Annotated in this window: 14 protein-coding genes; 5 read left to right on the plus strand and 9 right to left on the minus strand. The window is 62.3% G+C overall.

Translation table 11 applies throughout. The features are described from left to right. From SLW75_RS20230 to SLW75_RS20240, 3 genes are all read right to left on the minus strand, one after another. Complete coding sequence (locus SLW75_RS20230) at window positions 1–897, minus strand: triphosphoribosyl-dephospho-CoA synthase (protein ID WP_410935284.1); 897 nt, start codon at window positions 895–897, stop codon at window positions 1–3. After that, window positions 897–2,573 carry a malonate decarboxylase subunit alpha gene (mdcA, locus tag SLW75_RS20235; protein ID WP_410935285.1) on the minus strand — a complete coding sequence of 559 codons (1,677 nt, stop codon included), beginning with the start codon at window positions 2,571–2,573 and terminating at the stop codon, window positions 897–899. Before mdcA ends, SLW75_RS20230 begins: the two co-directional genes overlap by 1 nt. Before the next feature lie 98 nt (window positions 2,574–2,671). Further along, on the minus strand, window positions 2,672–3,820 hold the full coding sequence (locus tag SLW75_RS20240; protein WP_410935286.1) for a Fic family protein: 1,149 nt from the start codon (window positions 3,818–3,820) through the stop codon (window positions 2,672–2,674). 271 nt (window positions 3,821–4,091) lie between these two features. Between SLW75_RS20240 and SLW75_RS20245 the strand changes: the two genes are divergently transcribed. Beyond that, the gene (locus SLW75_RS20245) at window positions 4,092–4,325 is read left to right on the plus strand and encodes a CopG family ribbon-helix-helix protein (protein WP_410930365.1); all 234 of its coding nucleotides are present in this window, start codon (window positions 4,092–4,094) and stop codon (window positions 4,323–4,325) included. A 358-nt stretch (window positions 4,326–4,683) separates the two neighbouring features. Here SLW75_RS20245 and SLW75_RS20250 read toward each other — a convergent pair whose 3' ends face one another. The 6 genes from SLW75_RS20250 to pilG all read right to left on the minus strand — a co-directional run bounded on the left by SLW75_RS20250 (window position 4,684) and on the right by pilG (window position 14,720). Further along, window positions 4,684–5,172 (minus strand): chemotaxis protein CheW, encoded by a 489-nt coding sequence (locus SLW75_RS20250; RefSeq protein WP_410935287.1) that lies wholly within the window; start codon window positions 5,170–5,172, stop codon window positions 4,684–4,686. Beyond that, a complete protein-coding gene (locus SLW75_RS20255; RefSeq protein ID WP_410935288.1) occupies window positions 5,165–11,146 on the minus strand; it encodes an Hpt domain-containing protein in 5,982 nt (1,993 codons plus the stop codon). The genes SLW75_RS20250 and SLW75_RS20255 overlap by 8 nt, the downstream gene beginning before the upstream one ends. Window positions 11,147–11,236: 90 nt before the next feature. Beyond that, entirely contained in the window at window positions 11,237–13,273 is a 2,037-nt protein-coding gene (locus SLW75_RS20260) for a methyl-accepting chemotaxis protein (protein ID WP_065991174.1), read from the minus strand. 69 nt (window positions 13,274–13,342) lie between these two features. Then, the gene (locus SLW75_RS20265; protein ID WP_065991172.1) at window positions 13,343–13,882 is read right to left on the minus strand and encodes a chemotaxis protein CheW; all 540 of its coding nucleotides are present in this window, start codon (window positions 13,880–13,882) and stop codon (window positions 13,343–13,345) included. 16 nt (window positions 13,883–13,898) lie between these two features. Further along, a complete protein-coding gene (gene pilH, locus SLW75_RS20270; RefSeq protein WP_065991171.1) occupies window positions 13,899–14,264 on the minus strand; it encodes a twitching motility response regulator PilH in 366 nt (121 codons plus the stop codon). Window positions 14,265–14,309: 45 nt separating this feature from the next. Further along, window positions 14,310–14,720 (minus strand): twitching motility response regulator PilG, encoded by a 411-nt coding sequence (gene pilG / locus SLW75_RS20275; RefSeq protein ID WP_065991170.1) that lies wholly within the window; start codon window positions 14,718–14,720, stop codon window positions 14,310–14,312. 242 nt (window positions 14,721–14,962) lie between these two features. Here pilG and gshB point away from each other — a divergent pair, with 242 nt between their 5' ends. The 4 genes from gshB to ruvX all read left to right on the plus strand — a co-directional run bounded on the left by gshB (window position 14,963) and on the right by ruvX (window position 18,214). Continuing rightward, on the plus strand, window positions 14,963–15,916 hold the full coding sequence (gene gshB / locus SLW75_RS20280; protein ID WP_410935289.1) for a glutathione synthase: 954 nt from the start codon (window positions 14,963–14,965) through the stop codon (window positions 15,914–15,916). Between the two features lie 278 nt (window positions 15,917–16,194). Next, window positions 16,195–17,097, plus strand: a complete 903-nt coding sequence (locus SLW75_RS20285) for an energy transducer TonB (RefSeq protein WP_410935290.1) — start codon at window positions 16,195–16,197, stop codon at window positions 17,095–17,097. A 107-nt stretch (window positions 17,098–17,204) separates the two neighbouring features. After that, on the plus strand, window positions 17,205–17,774 hold the full coding sequence (locus SLW75_RS20290) for a YqgE/AlgH family protein (protein ID WP_192135526.1): 570 nt from the start codon (window positions 17,205–17,207) through the stop codon (window positions 17,772–17,774). After that, window positions 17,774–18,214 (plus strand): Holliday junction resolvase RuvX, encoded by a 441-nt coding sequence (gene ruvX / locus SLW75_RS20295; RefSeq protein WP_410935291.1) that lies wholly within the window; start codon window positions 17,774–17,776, stop codon window positions 18,212–18,214. Before SLW75_RS20290 ends, ruvX begins: the two co-directional genes overlap by 1 nt. Window positions 18,215–18,289: the final 75 nt, after the last annotated feature.

The following is an 18,289-nucleotide window of genomic DNA, read 5'->3' on the forward strand; positions in this document are numbered from 1 at the left end:
TCAGACGTTCCTCGTTGCATCGCCGAGCCCAGGCTCCAGGCGATCAATAAACAGGCAAGCGGCGAGCAGATCGGCAGCGCCGCCGGGAGAGGCGTTCAGGCTCAGCAGTTGTTGATCCAGCTGATTCAGCGCGCGACGGCCGCTGAGGGTCGCGCTGCCGCCGGCGTCCAGTACCTGCTGCGCACCGTGTTGCATGGCGTGCAGGCCTGCTTCACCGGCGCGATACAGCACGCAGGTATCGGACAGCGTGGTCATGATCGCCAACAGTGCATCGAGTCGCGCGTTCTGCTCGCCATGCCCGGCGGCGCGGCTGCGGAGGAGTTGCGGCAAACCGGTTTGGGTGACGGCAGGGAAACCCGCTTGCGCTTGCTCCCGGGCGCCCGTTGCGCCGTATTTCTGCGCAACGGCCTGGCCATGGCTCTGACTCTCGCCCTGATGACGATCGTCGATCAATGCCAGATGGCCCGCGCGTTGGCACAGCCCTTCCGGAGAGAGATCATCGGGGTCCAGCGCGGCAGCGGTGACCAGCAAACCCAATGCCCAGATCGCGCCACGGTGGGTGTTCACCCCATTGGTGGTGCGCATCATCGCGGCTTCACCCTCGCGACCGAGGCGGCCGATGGTTTCCCGCAGTGCCGGGTTGAGCTCGCCGATGGCGATGGCGGCGTCGGCCATTTGCTTGAACGCGGGCCACAGCGACAGCGCTGATGCGTGCATCAAGCCCAGGTGCAGATCTGTGTGAGCGCCACTGCTGCGACGATCGACCAGCGCCGGTTTTGGCGACAGGTCGGCTTCGTCGATCAGTGCATCCACGGCCAGATCAGCCAGGCGCTCAGCCAGCGAGGCCGAACCGGGCGCTGCATCGAAGGCATCGAAAGCTACGTTGAGTGCGCGCATCACCAACTCCTGAATTTCGCAGGCGGGTTGTACAAACCACCGGACCACTCCACCAGCTCGGCGACGCTCTTGGCCGCCAGCAGTTCGCGGCTGGCATCGGTGCGACGAATGCCAAAATCCTCAGGCAGCGCAATCAGCCCTTCACGGCGCATGCGGGCGGTGTCTTTCGGGTTGTGGCGCAGGCCGATGGAGGTCACCCCCGCCACGGCGGCGATCATGGCCTGACGCTCTTCAAGCGTTCGTGCCTTGTACAGATAGGCGATGCCTTCTTCGGTCAACAGATGGGTGACGTCGTCGCCGTAGATCATGATCGGCGCCAGGGGCATGCCGCTCTTTTTCGCGACTTCGACAGCGTCCAGCGTCTCGACGAAAGTGGGTTTGCCGCCCTCCTGGAAAGTCTCGACCATTTGCACGACGAGCTTCTTGCCGCGTTCAAGATAGGCGTCCGGCCCGTCACCGCTCTGCTGGCGCATGTCCAGCCAGGCGGGCGTGGCGTGACGCCGGCCGCGCGGGTCGTGACCCATGTTCGGCGCGCCACCGAAGCCGGCGAGGCGCCCGCGCGTAACGGTGGAGGAATGGCCGTCGCCGTCGACTTGCAGCGTGGCGCCAATGAACAGGTCAACCGCGTACTGCCCGGCCAGCTGGCACATCATCCGGTTGGAGCGCATGGAGCCATCGTGGCCGGTGAAGAACACGTCGGGCCGTGCGGCAATGTAGTTTTCCATGCCCAGCTCGGTGCCGAAGCAATGCACGCTTTCGACCCAGCCGCTTTCGATGGCGGGGATCAGCGTCGGGTGCGGGTTAAGCGTCCAGTTGCGGCAGATCTTGCCCTTCAGGCCCAGGGATTCACCGTAGGTCGGCAGGATCAACTCGATGGCTGCGGTGTTGAAGCCGATGCCGTGGTTGAGGGACTGGACGTTGTGTTTCTCGTAGATCCCGCGAATCGCCATCATCGCCATCAGCACGTGCACCGGCTTGATGTGACGCGGGTCGCGGGTGAACAGCGGCTCGATGTAGAACGGCTTGTCGGCAACAACCACGAAATCGACCCATGACGCCGGGATGTCCACGCGCGGCAGGTCGCTGACGTCGTCCACCAACTGGTTGACCTGCACGATGACGATACCGTCGCTGAAGGCGGCCGGTTCGATCAGGGCGGGGGTGTCTTCGGTGCTGGCGCCGGTGTAAATATTGCCGGCGCGGTCAGCCATGAAACCGGCCGAGAGCACGACGTTGGGAATCAGGTCAACCAGCAGGCGGGAATACAGCTCGATGTACGTATGAATCGCACCAATTTCCAGCAGGCCGTCTTCCAGCAACTGGCTGATGCGCAGGCTTTGGGTGCCGGCGAAAGAGAAGTCCAGCTTACGGGCGATGCCGCGTTCGAACAGGTCCAGGTGCTCGGCCCGACCCACGCTGGGCATGATCATGTGCAGGTCGTGGAGCTTGGCGGGATCGGCCTTGACCAGTGAGCGCGAAAGGAAATCCGCCTGCTTCTGGTTATTGCCCTCCAGCACCACGCGATCGCCCGGCGCAATCAGCGCCTCAAGCGCCGCGACAATCTTGTCGGTCGGCAGTACAACGCCATCGGCAAAGGAACGCACCAGGTCGAGCCGTCGCAGTTTCTCAGTGCGACGACGCGACCAGCGCGGGTCAAGTTTCGTTGTTGTGGTCATGCTGACTCCACGAGTTCGCTGTCGTGGGGCAGATTAGGAGGGGTTCAGGTGCGGCATCAATCAAGCAACTGGCGGGATCGTTACGCTGAGAGTAATGATCAGTCGGGCCAGTTGATCTGATACCGAGTGCTGCGCCCGCCACCTGGCAGCTTAAGCAGGCAGCCTTTCGCCAGCAGGTCTGCAAGATGCCGGGTGGCGGTGGCTTTACTGACTTTGGCGACGGCCTGGTATTGGCCGGCGCTGATGCCGTCGGCAAAACCCGAGTCCGGCTTCTCCGCCAGCAGGTCGCCATTCATCAATCGGTTGAGCACTTTGATTTGCTCCGCAGACAGGCCGTCATCCCGATGGGCTTGCCAGAACCTCGCCTTCGCCAACACGCGCTCGATACGCTGCATGGCCTGCTCCAGGGTGTGGAGCAAGGTCTGTAGAAACCAGACGAGCCACTCCGTGATGTTCAGGCCACCGCGCTGGGTTGCTTCCAGAATCCGGTAATAATCCTGACGCCGGGCAAGGATGCTGGCGGACATGGCGTAAAAGCGTATGGCCTGGTGTTCGCCCTGGGCCATGGCCAAGTCAGTGATCGCGCGGGTCAAACGTCCGTTGCCATCGTCGAACGGGTGCAGCGTCACGAACCAGAAATGCGCGATGCCCGCGCGGATCAGTGGGTCAAGGGTAGGATCGGCATGGCTGCTGTTGAACCAGTAGAAAAAGTCATCGAGCTTTTGCTCCAGGCCTTCGCGTCCAGGCGCCTCAAAATGCACCACGGGCCGGTCGATGCGACCGGACACGACCTGCATGGGCTCAGGCCCTCTGAGCGTTCCGACCTGAATGGGGCGTGCCGTCAGCGCGCTAGTGTCGGGAAACAACAAGCGATGCCAGTGCATTAGCCGTTCAGACGTCAGCGGCCCATCGTGTTGTTGAGTGGCGTCCAGCATCAGCTCCGCAAGACCTTCGCTTCGGGCAGTCACCCGTTCATCGCTGGCGAGCCCGAGCCGCTTGGCCAGCGAAGAACGCACCGACTCCACATTGAGTTGCTCATCCTCAATGGCCGATGAGGTGATGACGTTCTGCAGCACAGCGTCCAGTTCGCGCTCGACCTTCGCGTCGGCGCCTGACGCGCCCATCATCCCCAATAACTGCCCCTGCGCCTGGTTGCAGGCCCGCAACAGCGGCGCCAATGGCTCCACATCCCAGGAAAAGGACGGCCATTGGGGGTGTTGCCAAATCCACTTTGCTGACTGTTTCACCGGACGCCTCGGAGGAGTGTGAGCCGATTAGCGATCATATTCGGCTCACTGTATGAGCCGAATATGCTGTTTATTCGGCTCGGCGTCTAGGAGGAATTTGAGAGGAAAGCGATATATATGTACCGCAGTCGACCCTTTTTGACTGATTAAACTGTCTGCTTCACAAATTTGAAGTCTGATCCCGATGCCGCGACCGCCTGAATTGCCTTTTCCGACCCAGACTCCTACCTTTGAGAGCGACATATATGCCTTTCAAGCGCCCGGAGATCTCATGTCATCGACTGTCCTGTCATTTCAAGCCGATGAAGAAACAGTACAAACACTTGACCAGTTGGCCGGCGCCACTGGGCGTGATCGGCAATATCACCTTCAGCAAGCACTGAGCCGCTACCTCGAGGCCGAGATGCGCCAGATGCACGCTATCTCTGACGGCATAGCGGACGCCGATGCAGGGAACCTCACCGACATTGAATCTGTGAAAGCGAAACACTTCAGCCTGATCTGAGCCGGCTTCCGCTGGCAACTCCTGAATCCTTCGGACAGACACAAGTTGAGCATGCAGGAGATCAAATTGTGGGAGCGAGCTTGCTCGCGAAGAGGCCAGGACGGTCGCTAAATCTCCAGCAGCTGAAATGCAGTCTTCGTGAGCAAGCTCACTCCCACAAGGGCTGTGTTGGGCATGCAACCTGCGGCGGGTGACATGCAGTCCTGGAAGCGAGCTTGCTCTGGGCCGCATACGGACGAAAGGGTCGGTACATCCACCAAATTTTCAGCGGCTGAAAAGCAGTCTTCGCGAGCAAGCTCACTCCTACAGGGGCTGTGTCCGGCATGCAACCTGCGGCGCTTGAGAGCCGGGGAATCGCTTACAAGCTCGGTGTCATCTGCACCAACCCCGCCTCAACCAACCACTCCTCCAGCGCCACAAGGTCCGGGATCTTCGCCACGGTCTCGCCCACTTGCACCGCGGCCAGCTCCAGCTCGGCCAGCGGCACGTCGACATAACTGAGCTGGCTGTCGAGCTTGCACGAGCGAGGAATGCCTTGGGTCAGCAGGGCGATGAATTTGAGGTCGGGCCGGCCGCCGAGGGCGTTGAGCACGACGATGCGGGCGCGGCCTCCGACCCGGGCGCGGCTGCCGCAGGCGGCCTCGAAGCTGAGCAGCGGCAGGCTGCGGTGGCGCCAATTGATCGGGCCCAAGTACCACTGGGGTGCGGCGGGGTCGGCGACGCTGTCCTGATAGTCGATCAGTTCGGCGACCGCCACGTTGGGCAGCAGCAGGTGCCGGTCATTCAAAGGGATGAGCAACCCGGTCAGGCTGGTGAGCCGCGCCGTTTGCGTCGTCGTGTCAGACATGGGCGTGGCTCCAGTGGGCGATGCTTTCCAGCAGTGCGGCTTCCTGATACGGCTTGCTCATGTATTCGTTCACGCCCAGTGCCATGGCGTGGTCGCGGTGCTTCTGCCCTGATCGCGACGTAATCATGATGATCGGCAGGTGCTTCAAGGCGTCGTCTCCGCGAATCTTGCTGACCACCTCGAAGCCGTCCATGCGCGGCATTTCAATGTCCAGCAGCATGATGTCCGGGGTGTGCTCCTGCAGCAGCGCCATGGCATCGACGCCATCTTTGGCCGTCAGCACGTTCATGCCGTTGCGCTCCAGCAAGCGGCCGGTGACCTTGCGCACCGTTACCGAATCATCCACCACCATCACCAGCAACGGCCGCGCCTGTTCGGGTTCGACATGGCGCACCGGCGCATGCCCCGCGACGTGCAGCGCCAGCAGCTTGGCGTGAAAGCGCCGGATGTGCGCAAACAGGTCGAGAATCAGCACCACGCGGCCGTCCCCGAGAATGGTCGCGCCGGCAATGCCGGGTATCGACGAAAACTGAGGACCCAGGTTTTTCACCACGATTTCCCGCGAGCCGGCCAGCGCATCCACCTGCACCGCGACCCACTGATCGTGTACGTGGACCAAAAGCACCGGCAGCGGCTGGGTCTGTGTCTGGCCACTCAGTTTCGGCGGATGACCGTTATTGAGCAGTTCGCCCAGATAACGCAATTCGTAACTCCGTCCGCTGTACTCGTAGCGCGGCGGCACCGAGTGATAACAGGTCTCCAGCTCGCTCGGCATCACGCGCACGATGCCCTCGATACTGTTCAGCGGCACGGCGTACTGCTCCTCGCCGCTTTGCACCATCAGCGCCCGATTGACCGACACCGAGAACGGCAAGCGGACGCGGAAACGCGCGCCCTCTCCCGCCCTGGAATCAATGACCATCGAACCGCCAAGGTCCTTGACCTCGGCGTGCACCACGTCCATGCCGACGCCGCGCCCGGAAATCTGGGTGATGGTCTCGACGGTGGAAAAGCCCGCGCGCAGGATGAACTGCAGAATGTCGTGCTCGCTCAGCTCGGCGTCGGGACTGATCATGCCGCGCTTGATCGCCTTGCGCCGCACGGCCTCGAAGTCGACACCGGCGCCGTCGTCGCGCATCTCGATGACGATGTCACCACCTTCGTGGGCAAGACTCAGCGTGATATGCCCCCACTCGGATTTACCGGCGGCCAGGCGTTCCTCGACGCTCTCCAGACCATGGTCGACGGCGTTGCGCAGCATGTGCTCCAAGGGCGCAACCATGCGTTCAAGGACGTTGCGATCCATCTCGCCCTCGGCGTTGATGACGTCGAACTTGACCTTCTTGTTCAGCTCGCCCGATACCTGACGGACAATTCGGCGCAGGCGCGGCACCATGCGTTCGAACGGCACCATGCGCGTGCGCATCAGGCTTTCCTGCAGTTCGGTGTTCACCCGTGCCTGTTGCAGCAGCAGGGTTTCGGCCTCATGGGCGCGGGTGTCGAGGGTTTCCTTAAGGTCCATCAGGTCGGACGCGGACTCGAACAGCGCGCGGGACAACTGCTGCAGCTGCGAATGACGGTCCATTTCCAGCGGGTCGAATGCTTCATATCCGTGCCGATCGGTGTGATGGTCACGGCTGAGAATACGGCCTTGGGTCTCGATGTCGAGTCGGCGCAGCTGATCGCGCATCCGCTCGATGGTGGTTTCCATTTCGACCAGGGTGATCTGCGCGTCGCTGACCTGCTGCTCGACACGGCCCCGGAATATCGAGGTCTCCCCGGCCAGATTCGCCAGGTCTTCCAGCTGCTCGGCCGGGACCTTGATCATCTCCGGTCCGGTACGCTCGCCATCAGCCTCGGCCTGTGCCGCCGCCGGATCAACAGCGGGCGCTGGCAGCGGAGCCGGCACCTCCTGAGGTTTTTCGACGGGCTCGCGGGCGGCTCCGGACGAGGTGTAGTGACCGATGCTCTCGATCAGCAGCGCCGGATTGGGCAACGGCTCATAACCCCGAACGGCATCAACCATGTCGGCGAGCATGTCGTGGCCGCTTTGCAGCAGGCCGTTGAGCAGCGCGCTGTTTTTCAACGCGCCGGTCGACAATCCCTCGTACAGCGACTCCAGCTCATGGGCCAGATCGCCAATTGGCGCGATTTCTACCATCCGCGCGCCGCCCTTGAGCGTGTGCAGATCGCGCAGCAGGTTCTCGACTTCCTGCGCGTTCTGAGGGTCGGCCTGCCAACGTACCAATGCCGCACTGCTGCTCTCGATGATGTCGTCGGCTTCTTCGAGGAAGATCTCCAGCAGTTCCGGATCGCGCTCGTCCAGCGAGTGAATCATTGCGCTGACGTTGCGCGTCTCGCCGTCATTGGGCAGCAGGTAGCAGTTGCGCTGACGAAACTCGCGAATCTTCTCGATCAGGGGCGCGGGACTGGTCAGCGCCGAACGGTGCTGCAGCTGCTCAAGCATCAGCGACAGGTGATCGTGGCTGTGTACCAGCAAGTCGGCCAGTTGCGGCGAATAACCGCAACGTCGGTCGAGCAGGCCTTCGTAGAGCGATTCCAGTTCATGACCGAGGTCGCCCACCGGGCCGATTTCGGCCATGCGCGCGCCCCCTTTGAGGGTGTGCAGGTCACGCTGCAACGATGACAGCGGCAGCGGGTTTTCCGGGTCGTCGAGCCAGCGCTGCAGCGCAGGGCCGGCGATGTCGAGAATATCCACCGCCTCCTCGAGGAAGATCTCGACGATTTCCTGATCGAAATCATCCCGGGCAGGCTGGGCGGGTTGAGCGAGATGCTCGGTGACCTCCTCCATGTTCGTGATGCTTGTCGCCCCACCGCGATCACGTTTGATAACGCCTATTGCGCCGGGGTCCAGCGCTTCGGCGAGCAGACCGCGCAAGGCGCCCACGCGCTCGGGGCACGGCTGGACTTCCTGTCCGGCGGCGACCTGATCGAGCATGTTGATCAGCGCTTCGTGGGCCTTTTCGGCTTCGTCGAAAAACCGCTCGCTGACCGCAAGGCTGCTCTCCTCTACGGCGCCATACAGGTCGAGCAGTGCTTCGCAGAGCTCATCGACCTGGGGCAGGTCGGCTACGTGCGCGCCGTGGCCGAGCATGGTCAGTTCGTCGAGCAGCGCATTCAGCTCCTGGCGATGGCCAGGGTGCTGGCGCCAGTCTTTGAGCAAATTGTCAGCGTCCAGCAGGATGTCCATGCCTTCGGCCAGAAAGCTCGCAATCAGCTGCGGATTGCGCCGCGTGCGCAGGCCATTGCTGTCGTCGCTCAAAGCATCGGCCAGGCGCGCGTCGAGCAACTCATGGGCTTGTTGAATCAGCGCGGCGGCGCCTTCGATGGGCATCAGCGGGTCGACATTCAACTGGGACAGGCCTTGATGGAACAAAGGCTCAGCCGCCCGCAGCAGGTCGATTTCGCCCTGGCTGACCGCGATCAGATTGGTCTTGAACTCGCGCACCAACTGATCCAGCGGGCTCGCCAGCTCGGCGATCGGCAAAACGCCCGCCATGTAAGCGCTGCCTTTGAGGGTGTGCAGCGCGCGCAGCAGATCATCACTGAACAGCGGCGCATCATGGTCCTGCGCAGCGTCGAGGTAGCGAGCCATGGTGTTCAGGTGGGTGTGGGCTTCCTGTCGGAAAATCTCCAGCAACTGCGGATCAAAACCCTCTTCATCCTCCAGCCGCTGCGCAGGCTCGACGTCGCCCGCATCGCCCTGGGCCAGCGCGTGGGCCTGGGCCGCCAGTTGGTCGACATCGTCGCGCTGGCGCTGAACATCCTCGGCGAAATCGCGAATCACGTCCGGCAGTAAGGCCTGCACGTCTGTGAGCAACTGCTGCACGCGTGGGTCCGGCTCGACGCTGCGCTCCAGCACGCGGTTCAGCAGGTTTTCCACCGACCACGCCAGCTCGCCCAGAATCAGCGCACGGACCATCCGGCCGCTGCCCTTGAGCGTGTGAAACGCCCGACGAATTTCGCCCAGCGCCGAGAGATTGCCAGGATCGGCAAGCCAGCGCGGCACGTACTCGCGCAGGGCTTCGAGCATCTCGTCGGTTTCTTCGAGGAAGACTTCGCGCAGCTCGTCATCGATTGCCTGCTCACCCTTCGGCGGCGGCAACAGGCTGGCCGGCATATCGCGCGCCGGCGGGTTGACCGCCGACAACGGGCTGGCCAGCACTTCGGCGAGGGTCCGGCTCGGGCTGACCAAGGCCTGGCGTTCGTGCAGGTCTTGCAGCTCTTCTTCGCTGATGATTTCTTCGAGCACCGGCACATCCAGTGCTTCCGGGACCGGTGAATAACCGAGCCGGGCGAGACTCTCCTGGGCCAGATCCAGCACGTGCTCACCTGGCGCTTCCGGGTCCTCGGCCATGCGTTCGAGGTAATACTCGACGCCGATGATCACGTCCGCCAAGTGATCGAGCTGCGAGGCCGCCGGGCTTTCGGTGTCGACCAGCAGGTGCTCGGTGATGTAATCGTTGCACGCCGCCAGCAGTCCGGATGCCCGCGCCAGCGGGATCATCGCCAATGCGCCGCGCACCTGAACCAGTTGCTCGGACAGCGGCAGCAGACGTGCCCGGTCCAGCTCGCCGTCGACGTAATCGTCGATCACATCCTTGGCCTGCTGCAGGACGATGCGCGCTTCCTTGATGACCAGTTGGTGAATCTGACTGAGGTCTGTGGTGGGCAGACGGCTCTCCTCGGGGCTGCTCTGGTTGACCGTTCCGGCCATGCCCGCGAGGGTGGATTCGACGTACAGCAACGCACCGGCGACGTCCATCAACGTGGCATCGTCGGGCGCGCGTTGTCCTTGGGCCATGCCCTGCACCACGGTCATCTGATCGATGATGACTTTGCGCGGCTGCCCAAATCCCAGCACCGCCAGGGTGTCGGCGATCTGCCGTAGCGGCGGCAGCAACGCGCTCAGCTCACTGACGTGTTGACGGTCCCCGCGCACAAAAACGTCGAGCCGCTCCTTGGTGCGCACCAGCTCATCGCACAGGGCAATGATCACCGAGCGCATGGCGTCGCGATCCGGCCCGGCCATGCGCGCACGTTCTTCAGCAACCAAGGCACTGTGGGGCAGGGCATCGGCAAGGGCGTACTGATCCTTCAAGTCCGTCATCTTCTGCGCCTCGCTGTCGGACTTGGCGATGTAAAACAACAGGCTTTTCAGAAGTTCGTCGGGCGCAGGCTGATTGATGCCTTCAATGCCCTGATCCAGCAGACGTTTGAGTTCTTTGTCAGCGTCCTTGAACAGACTGCGCAGCGCCGGGCTGTTGGTGAAGTTGCCGCTGAGCATGGTTTCGACCAGCGCGGAAGCGATGCGCCACAGCGGTTCGAGGGGCGCGTCCTCGCACAACACCTCAAGCCGCGCGAACACCTTGCCCATGTAACCGAGCTGAGTCTGAACATCCTGATCGCGAAGCAGCCCGACCAGTGCCGTTTGCAGCGTTTGCCGCAGCTTGCGCAGTTTCGCGGGCAGTTCCGGGCTGTCGCGCTCGGCCAACGCGTCGGCATCAAGGGCGGGAATGGACAGCAATTGCGGCGAGAACAGGCTGGTCTCGGACAGCAGGCTTTCGCCCCTGGCGCTGCGTAAATCGTTGAGCAGCGGCAGCACCACCAACGGCAGATCACGGCGAGCGGAGTGCACACGCTCCAGATAGACCGGCAGCTGGGTCATCGCCAGATTCAGCAGTTGAATCGCTTCGTTTTCCTGGGCGACATGGCCTTGTTTCAGTGCCAGCGCCAGCTGTTCGATTTCCTCGGCGAACAGCGCGGCGCCGTAGAACTCGATCATCTGCAGGCTGCCGTGAACCTGATGGATGAGCTCGAGGCACTCGTCCATCGCCGCTGCGTCGTGAGGCCGGGCGACGAAGGTGTCCAGCGCCTGTCGGGCGTGGGTGAGGGTTTCGGCTATTTCGCCTTTGACCCACTCCAGGGCCACGTAATCGTGACGGTCAGCCATGGTGACTCCGGTTGCCTGTGCCTTGACGCTGCTTAATGTGCAGTAACGGGTGCATTAGCGGGGCTATCAAACACGCCTTCACAACGGCCATCACTGCCGCGATGTCGGCAGCGTGAAGCCGGACACCGAGCGGCGCATCTCGCTGGCCATCTTCGCCAGATTGCCCATGCTCCGAGCGGTGGCCGCCGTGCCTGAGGTGGTCTGCGTGGTGGTCTGCTGAATCACCAGCATGGTCGAGGATATCTGCTGACCCAATGCCGCTTGCTGCTGCGCTGCATTGGTGATGCTTTCGACCAGCGCGGCGAGGATCTTCGACACGCCTTCGATCTCTTCGAGCGCGACACCGGCATCCTGCGCCAGCCGCGCACCGCGCACCACTTCCGCGGTGGTCTGCTCCATGGAGATCACCGCTTCGTTGGTGTCGTTCTGAATCGCACGCACCAGCGTCTCGATCTGCTTGGTGGCTGACGACGAGCGCTCGGCCAGCCGCTGGACTTCATCGGCCACCACCGCAAACCCGCGCCCTGCATCACCGGCCATGGAGGCCTGGATCGCGGCGTTGAGCGCGAGGATGTTGGTCTGGTCGGCGATGTCATCAATCAGGCTGACGATATCGCCGATCTCCTGGGAAGACTCGCCCAACCGCTTGATGCGCTTGGACGTGTCCTGAATCTGCTCGCGAATGTTATCCATGCCGGTGATGGTGTTGTGCACCACCTCGTTGCCCTTGTTGGCGATGGTCACGGACCGCTCGGCCACCGCGACGGACTCGGACGCATTGGCCGAGACCTGATCGATGGAAGTCGCCATGTCATGGATGGCGTTGGACGCCGCTGCGATCTGCAACGCCTGATGCTCGGACGCCGCGGCCAGTTGCGTGGCGGTGGTCTGCGTGTCTTTCACGGCGCCGAACACTTGCTCGGCGGTGAGGTTGATGGTCGACACCAGCTCGCGTAGTTGGTCGATGGAGTAGTTGATCGAATCAGCAATCGCACCGGTGAAATCCTCGGTGACCGAAGCGGCCACGGTCAGATTACCGTCCGCCAGGTCTTCGATCTCGTCGAGCAGGCGCATGATCGCGTTCTGATTGCGCTCGTTCTTCTCGGCGGTTTCGCGCAGCTGCCGATTGGTTTCGCGCACCATCACCAGGCCTATCAGGATGATCGACGCGAGGGCCAGCAGGCCCAGCATGTAGCCGGCATAGCTGTACACCGCGCGGCCACCGGCCATGTGCTCGAAGCTGTTAGCGAGCACCGAGGCTTCGTCGAGGAGCGTTTGCGACAGATTAAAGATGCTGCCTGCCGCTTCCCGGACTTCCAGCAGCTCCGGCGAGGTTTCGAGAATCTCGTCCACCGACCCCGAGACGAACTGGAACAACTCGGCGATCTCGGCCAGCCGCGCCCGCGCATCCCGGTCTTCGACCTGGGCGATCTTCAGGGTGGCATTGCCTTCGAGCATGCCGTTGAGCACGCGCCCGAACTGGCTGGCATCGCGACCGAAAGCATCCGCTGCCTGAACCGCGGTTTCGTCACCGGACAACACCGTGTTCACCGCGCCCAGTATCCGCTCGGCCAGCAGCGACTGCCGCTGGGCGAGGGCCACCTGGCTGGCGGGCGCACGGGTTTGCAGGAGAATGTCGACGACCTTTTCCGATTCGATCTGCAACTGCGGGATGGTCTCGGCCAGCGTCGCCGCGACCTGATGCAGCGAGAGCACGGTTTGCTCGCGGGCAAGAATCACGTCAGTGCTTTTGCGCAGGTTTTCCCAGTCGGTCTGCACCGCTTTCAGCTCATCGCTCACCGCGTCGGGCGCAGCAGGCAGGCCGGTGTTTTTGTCGCCTTTCTTCAGATACTGCCAGCGCGTGTCGAAGTCGTTGCGCGCGTCGGCCAGCAGCTTGAACGCCGCCGCCTTGCCCGCCGCCGCTTCCGTGGCGTTTTTGGCGATGCGCTGGGACAGCACCCGCAGCTCGCCGGCGTGGCCGATGTATTGTTTGTCGTAGTTGGACTGCGTGCTGAGGTACGCGAAGTTGACGAACAGCAGCATGATGAAAACGATGAGGCAGATGAACAGCACGACGATCTGTGATCGACTGCGCGCGCCTTCCAGTGACTTGCCGGTATTACTCATTGCTCAGGGCTCCGCCTGATGTTCGATTTAGGGGGCGTCGGCACAGTGGCGCAACGCTGCCGTTCTGTATCAAACCGCTACGTCCATGAAATCCGGCGACTGAACCAGCGCTCTCGGGCTGAACACCTGCCAGACCTGCTCGCGCACGAAACGCCCCTGTATATAAGGCGCGACGCGGGCTTCGCTGTCGTGCCCCGGTTCCGGCATCAGACTGCGCTCGCTGAAATGCTGCATGCCCAGCACCTCGTCAATGAGCAAGCCGACAAAAACCCCCTGAAAATCGATTACCAGCACGCGACGCTGTTTGCGCAAGGGCGAGAGCTCGTGGCCGAAGAATGCGCACAGATCCATGATCGGCAACAAGCGGCCGCGCAGATTGGCAATGCCGCAGACCCATGCCTTGGCGCCCGGCAACACCGCGCAGCGCGGCTCGTGGAGGATTTCGTCGACCTCGCCCATGGGCGCCACGTAATGGCGCTCGCCCATGCGAAAGCCAATGCCGCCCCAACCCTGCTGTCGGGTTTCCTGCAGCGGAAGGCCGGCAGCGAGGGAGCGGCAGCGCTGGTCGATATCGAGCAGCAGCTGGAAGGCGGTTCGTGACTGGGCCATGAGCGTCAGCCGGGGGTCAGCCCGCGAGCACCGCGTTCAGGGTTTTCATGAGGGTTTCTTCGTCCACCGGCTTGGTCAGGTAATCCCGCGCGCCCTGGCGCTTGCCCCAGACCTTGTCGGTTTCCTGATCCTTGGTGGTGATCATGATCACGGGGATCATGCTGGTGTCAGCGTCTTTGGTCAGCTGACGGGTCGCCTGAAAACCGTTCAGGCCCGGCATGACGATGTCCATCAATACGGCATCGGGCTTTTCCTGACGGGCCAGCGCCACGCCGTCGGCACCGTTTTCGGCCTTGAGGACCTGATGGCCGTGCTTCTCCAGCATGCCGGTCAGCTTGTACATTTCGGTCGGCGAGTCATCGACGATCAGAATTCGAGCCATGGTGCTTCCCCATAGAAACAGCCGTCCCGCACGAGGGGGACAGCATCAAGATAGTTGTTGTTCGACTGCAACGAACCCGGGCACATGGGCCTTGATCGCACTGAGCAGTTCTTCCTTGCTGAACGGTTTGGTCAAAAACTGATCGGAACCGACGATGCGCCCCTTGGCCTTGTCGAACAGGCCGTCCCTTGAGGACAGCATGATCACCGGCGTGGATTTGAACGCCCGATTGTTCTTGATCAACGCGCACGTCTGATACCCGTCGAGCCTGGGCATCATGATGTCGACGAAAATGATTCTGGGATGATTGTCGGCAATCTTGGCCAATGCATCGAAGCCGTCGATGGCGGTGATCACTTCACAGCCGACGTTTTTCAGCAGGGTCTCGGCGGTGCGACGAATCGTTCGGGAGTCGTCGATGACCATCACTTTCAATGGGGCTGAATGCTGTTCCATATCTGCTCTACCATCGCCGCGGCGAATCAGATGGGTTGCCTTCTGCCGGGCATCTGGTTTTGGGTCGGGGGCATCGGGAAGCGGCAAGGCAAGGCTGGCGCGACACCGGATGCCGAGCCTTTTTAGCACACTCTCCACGGTCAATCCATAAAGCCTTGCCCCTTGACCCAAAGCCGGCGCGGCGCCACCCTGACGCCTATTTTCGGCCTGTCGTGGCCTTTACCGATCAGAGGATATTACCCATGAGCATTCGCCTGGGAATCGTCATGGACCCCATCGAGCGCATCTCCTATAAAAAGGACAGCTCGCTGGCCATGCTCCTGGCAGCGCAAGCCCGCGGCTGGTCATTGTTCTATATGGAGCAGCACGACCTGTATCAGGACGCCGGCCAGGCCCGCGCCCGCATGAAACCACTGAAAGTCTTCGCCGACCCGGCCCACTGGTTCGAGCTGGAAGCTGAAGTCGACAGCGGTCTGGACGACCTCGACGTGATCCTGATGCGCAAGGATCCGCCGTTCGACATGGAGTTCGTCTACTCCACCTATCTGCTCGAACAAGCCGAGCGGGCCGGCGTGCTGGTGGTCAACAAGCCGCAAAGCCTGCGTGACTGCAACGAGAAGCTGTTCGCCACGCTGTTCCCGCAATGCACCCCGCCGACGCTGGTCAGCCGCCGTGCGGACATCATTCGTGAGTTCGCCGCGAAGCATGGCGACGTCATTCTCAAGCCGCTGGACGGGATGGGCGGCGCGTCGATCTTCCGCCACCGCGTTGGCGATCCGAACCTCTCGGTGATTCTGGAAACCCTGACCAAGCACGGCCAGGAGCAAATCATGGCCCAGGCGTATCTGCCGGCGATCAAGGACGGTGACAAGCGCATCCTGATGGTCGACGGCGAACCTGTGCCCTATTGCCTGGCGCGCATCCCCGCCGACGGCGAAACCCGTGGCAACCTGGCGGCCGGTGGCCGGGGCGAAGCACGCCCCCTGACGGACCGCGATCGCTGGATCGCCGCCGAAATCGGCCCGACGCTGCGGGAAAAAGGCCTGCTGTTCGTAGGCCTGGACGTGATTGGCGAGCACCTGACCGAAATCAACGTCACCAGCCCGACCTGCATCCGCGAGATCGACAACGCGTTCGGGACGGACATCGGCGGCATGTTGATGGATGTGATCGAGAAGAAGCTGCAGAAGGTCTAGCCGCGACGTTGTAGGAGCGTGGCTTGTCCCGCGATCTGCCGGGAACCGGCAGCAAATCTGGCGAATACGGCATATCGGGTGTACCCCATTTGCCGGTTTTGCGACGGGTGCCCCGCCGTTCGCGGGACAAGCCACGCTCCTAAAAGGGACCGCACCTCCCACTAATCGGCCCGGTGACATCAAACGCCAAGCCAGTCCTGACATTGCGTTATCATGCGCGGCCTGAATTTTTGCGCTAGGTGAGTAGTAATGCTGGCACATGTGCTGCCGGAGCGTGGATGAACGCTGCGGTCGACGATGATCTCCCCCTGTCCCTGACCCGCACCGGCGTGCGCCCTGCCGATCGCCTCGGGTTTACCCTGATGATCGCGGCACTGGTGCATCTGGCGGTGATCCTTGGCGTCGGTTTCACTTACGTCAAACCGGAAAAGATCAGCCAGACCCTGGAGATCACTCTCGCCCCTTTCAGAAGTGACACCAAGCCCAAGGACGCAGACTTCCTCGCCCAGGAAAACCAGCAGGGCAGCGGCACCCTCGACAAGAAAGCGGTGCCCAAGACCACCGAAATCGCCCCGTTCCAAGACAATCAGATCAACAAGGTCACGCCACCGCCTGCCGCCAAACCGGTGATCAAGCAGGACGCGGCGAAGACAGCTGTCGCCACGAAAGCCCAGTCCACGCAAAAGACCGTCGCCAGGCGCGATGAGGTTAAGCCGGAAGAACAGAAGAAAGTCGCGCCAACCATCGACAGCACGCAGCTGAACAGCGAAATCGCCAGCCTTGAAGCCGAACTGGCGGATGAGCAGCAGGCCTACGCCAAGCGTCCGAAGATCCACCGCCTGAGCGCGGCCTCGACCATGCGCGACAAGGGCGCCTGGTACAAAGAGGACTGGCGCAAGAAGATCGAGCGCATCGGCAACTTGAACTACCCGGATGAGGCGCGCCGCAAGCAGATCTACGGCAGCCTGCGGATGATGGTGTCGATCAATCGCGACGGCTCGTTGTACGAAGTGCTGATTCTCGAATCATCGGGCCAGCCACTGCTGGATCAGGCGGCGCAGAAGATCGTCCGGCTGGCCGCACCCTTTGCGCCGTTCAGTGGCGATCTGGCCGACATCGACCGGCTTGAAATCATCCGCACCTGGAAATTCGCGCGCGGGGACAAGCTGTCGAGTAATTGATCAGCCAATGCCGCGCACTATGAAACCTGACCTGCGTCGCGATTTATCCGCCCGCGAGTCAGTTCTGCCAGTTGTCACAACAGCCCCGCAACGCCACACTAGGGCTCATGAAAAACGTCTCTCCGTCGTACCTCAAACATCAGTTTCTGATCGCCATGCCCCACATGCACGATGAGAACTTCGCTCAGACCTTGACCTACATCGTCGAGCACAACGCCAATGGCGCCATGGGTCTGATCATCAACCGACCGCAAAGCCTGTCGCTGGCAGACGTCCTCGAACAGCTGCGCCCCGAATTGCCGCCCCCTGCGCGGTGCAAGGACATAGCCATTCACCTCGGCGGGCCGGTGCAGACCGACCGCGGCTTTGTCCTGCACCCTTCCGGCCAGGTGTTCCAGGCGACCGTGGACCTGGGCGGTATTTCGCTCTCGACCTCCCAAGACATCCTCTTCTCTATCGCAGACGGCTACGGTCCTGATCAGAATCTGATCACTCTCGGTTATGCCGGCTGGGACGCGGGCCAGCTTGACGCCGAGTTTGCCGCCAATGCGTGGCTCAACTGCGCGTTCGACCCGGCGATCCTGTTCGAGGTTGAAAGCGAAGACCGGCTCAACGCCGCCGCCGCCAAACTGGGCGTCAACCTGAGCTTGCTGACCAGCCAGGCGGGTCACGCCTGATGGCCGGACTGCGCCTGCTGCTGGGATTCGACTACGGCACCAAGCAGATCGGCGTGGCCGTCGGGCAAGTGATCACCGGACAGGCCCGCGAGCTCTGCACACTGAAAGCGCAGAACGGCGTGCCGGACTGGGACAAGGTTCAGGCGCTGATCAGCGAGTGGAAACCGGACGCCATCGTCGTAGGCCTGCCGCTGAACATGGACGGCACGCCCAGCGAGATGAGCGCACGCGCCGAGAAGTTTTCGCGCAAGCTCAATGGCCGCTTCAACCTGCCGGTCTACACCCACGACGAGCGCCTGACCACGTTCGAAGCCAAAGGCGAACGTGCCTCTCGCGGCGGCCAGAACGGCAGCTACCGGGATAATCCCGTGGATGCCATCGCCGCAGCGCTTCTGCTGCAAAGCTGGCTGGAAGCCAACGCCGCGCTGTTTGAAACCTGATCCATCTACGCTGAACCGAATTCGATTTACCCCGGACGTTCGTGCAGCGCACCCCGGGGCACCTGAAGGAGCAAC

Source organism: Pseudomonas sp. W5-01 (assembly GCF_046540435.1).
GTDB classification, from domain to species: domain Bacteria; phylum Pseudomonadota; class Gammaproteobacteria; order Pseudomonadales; family Pseudomonadaceae; genus Aquipseudomonas; species Aquipseudomonas graminis_B.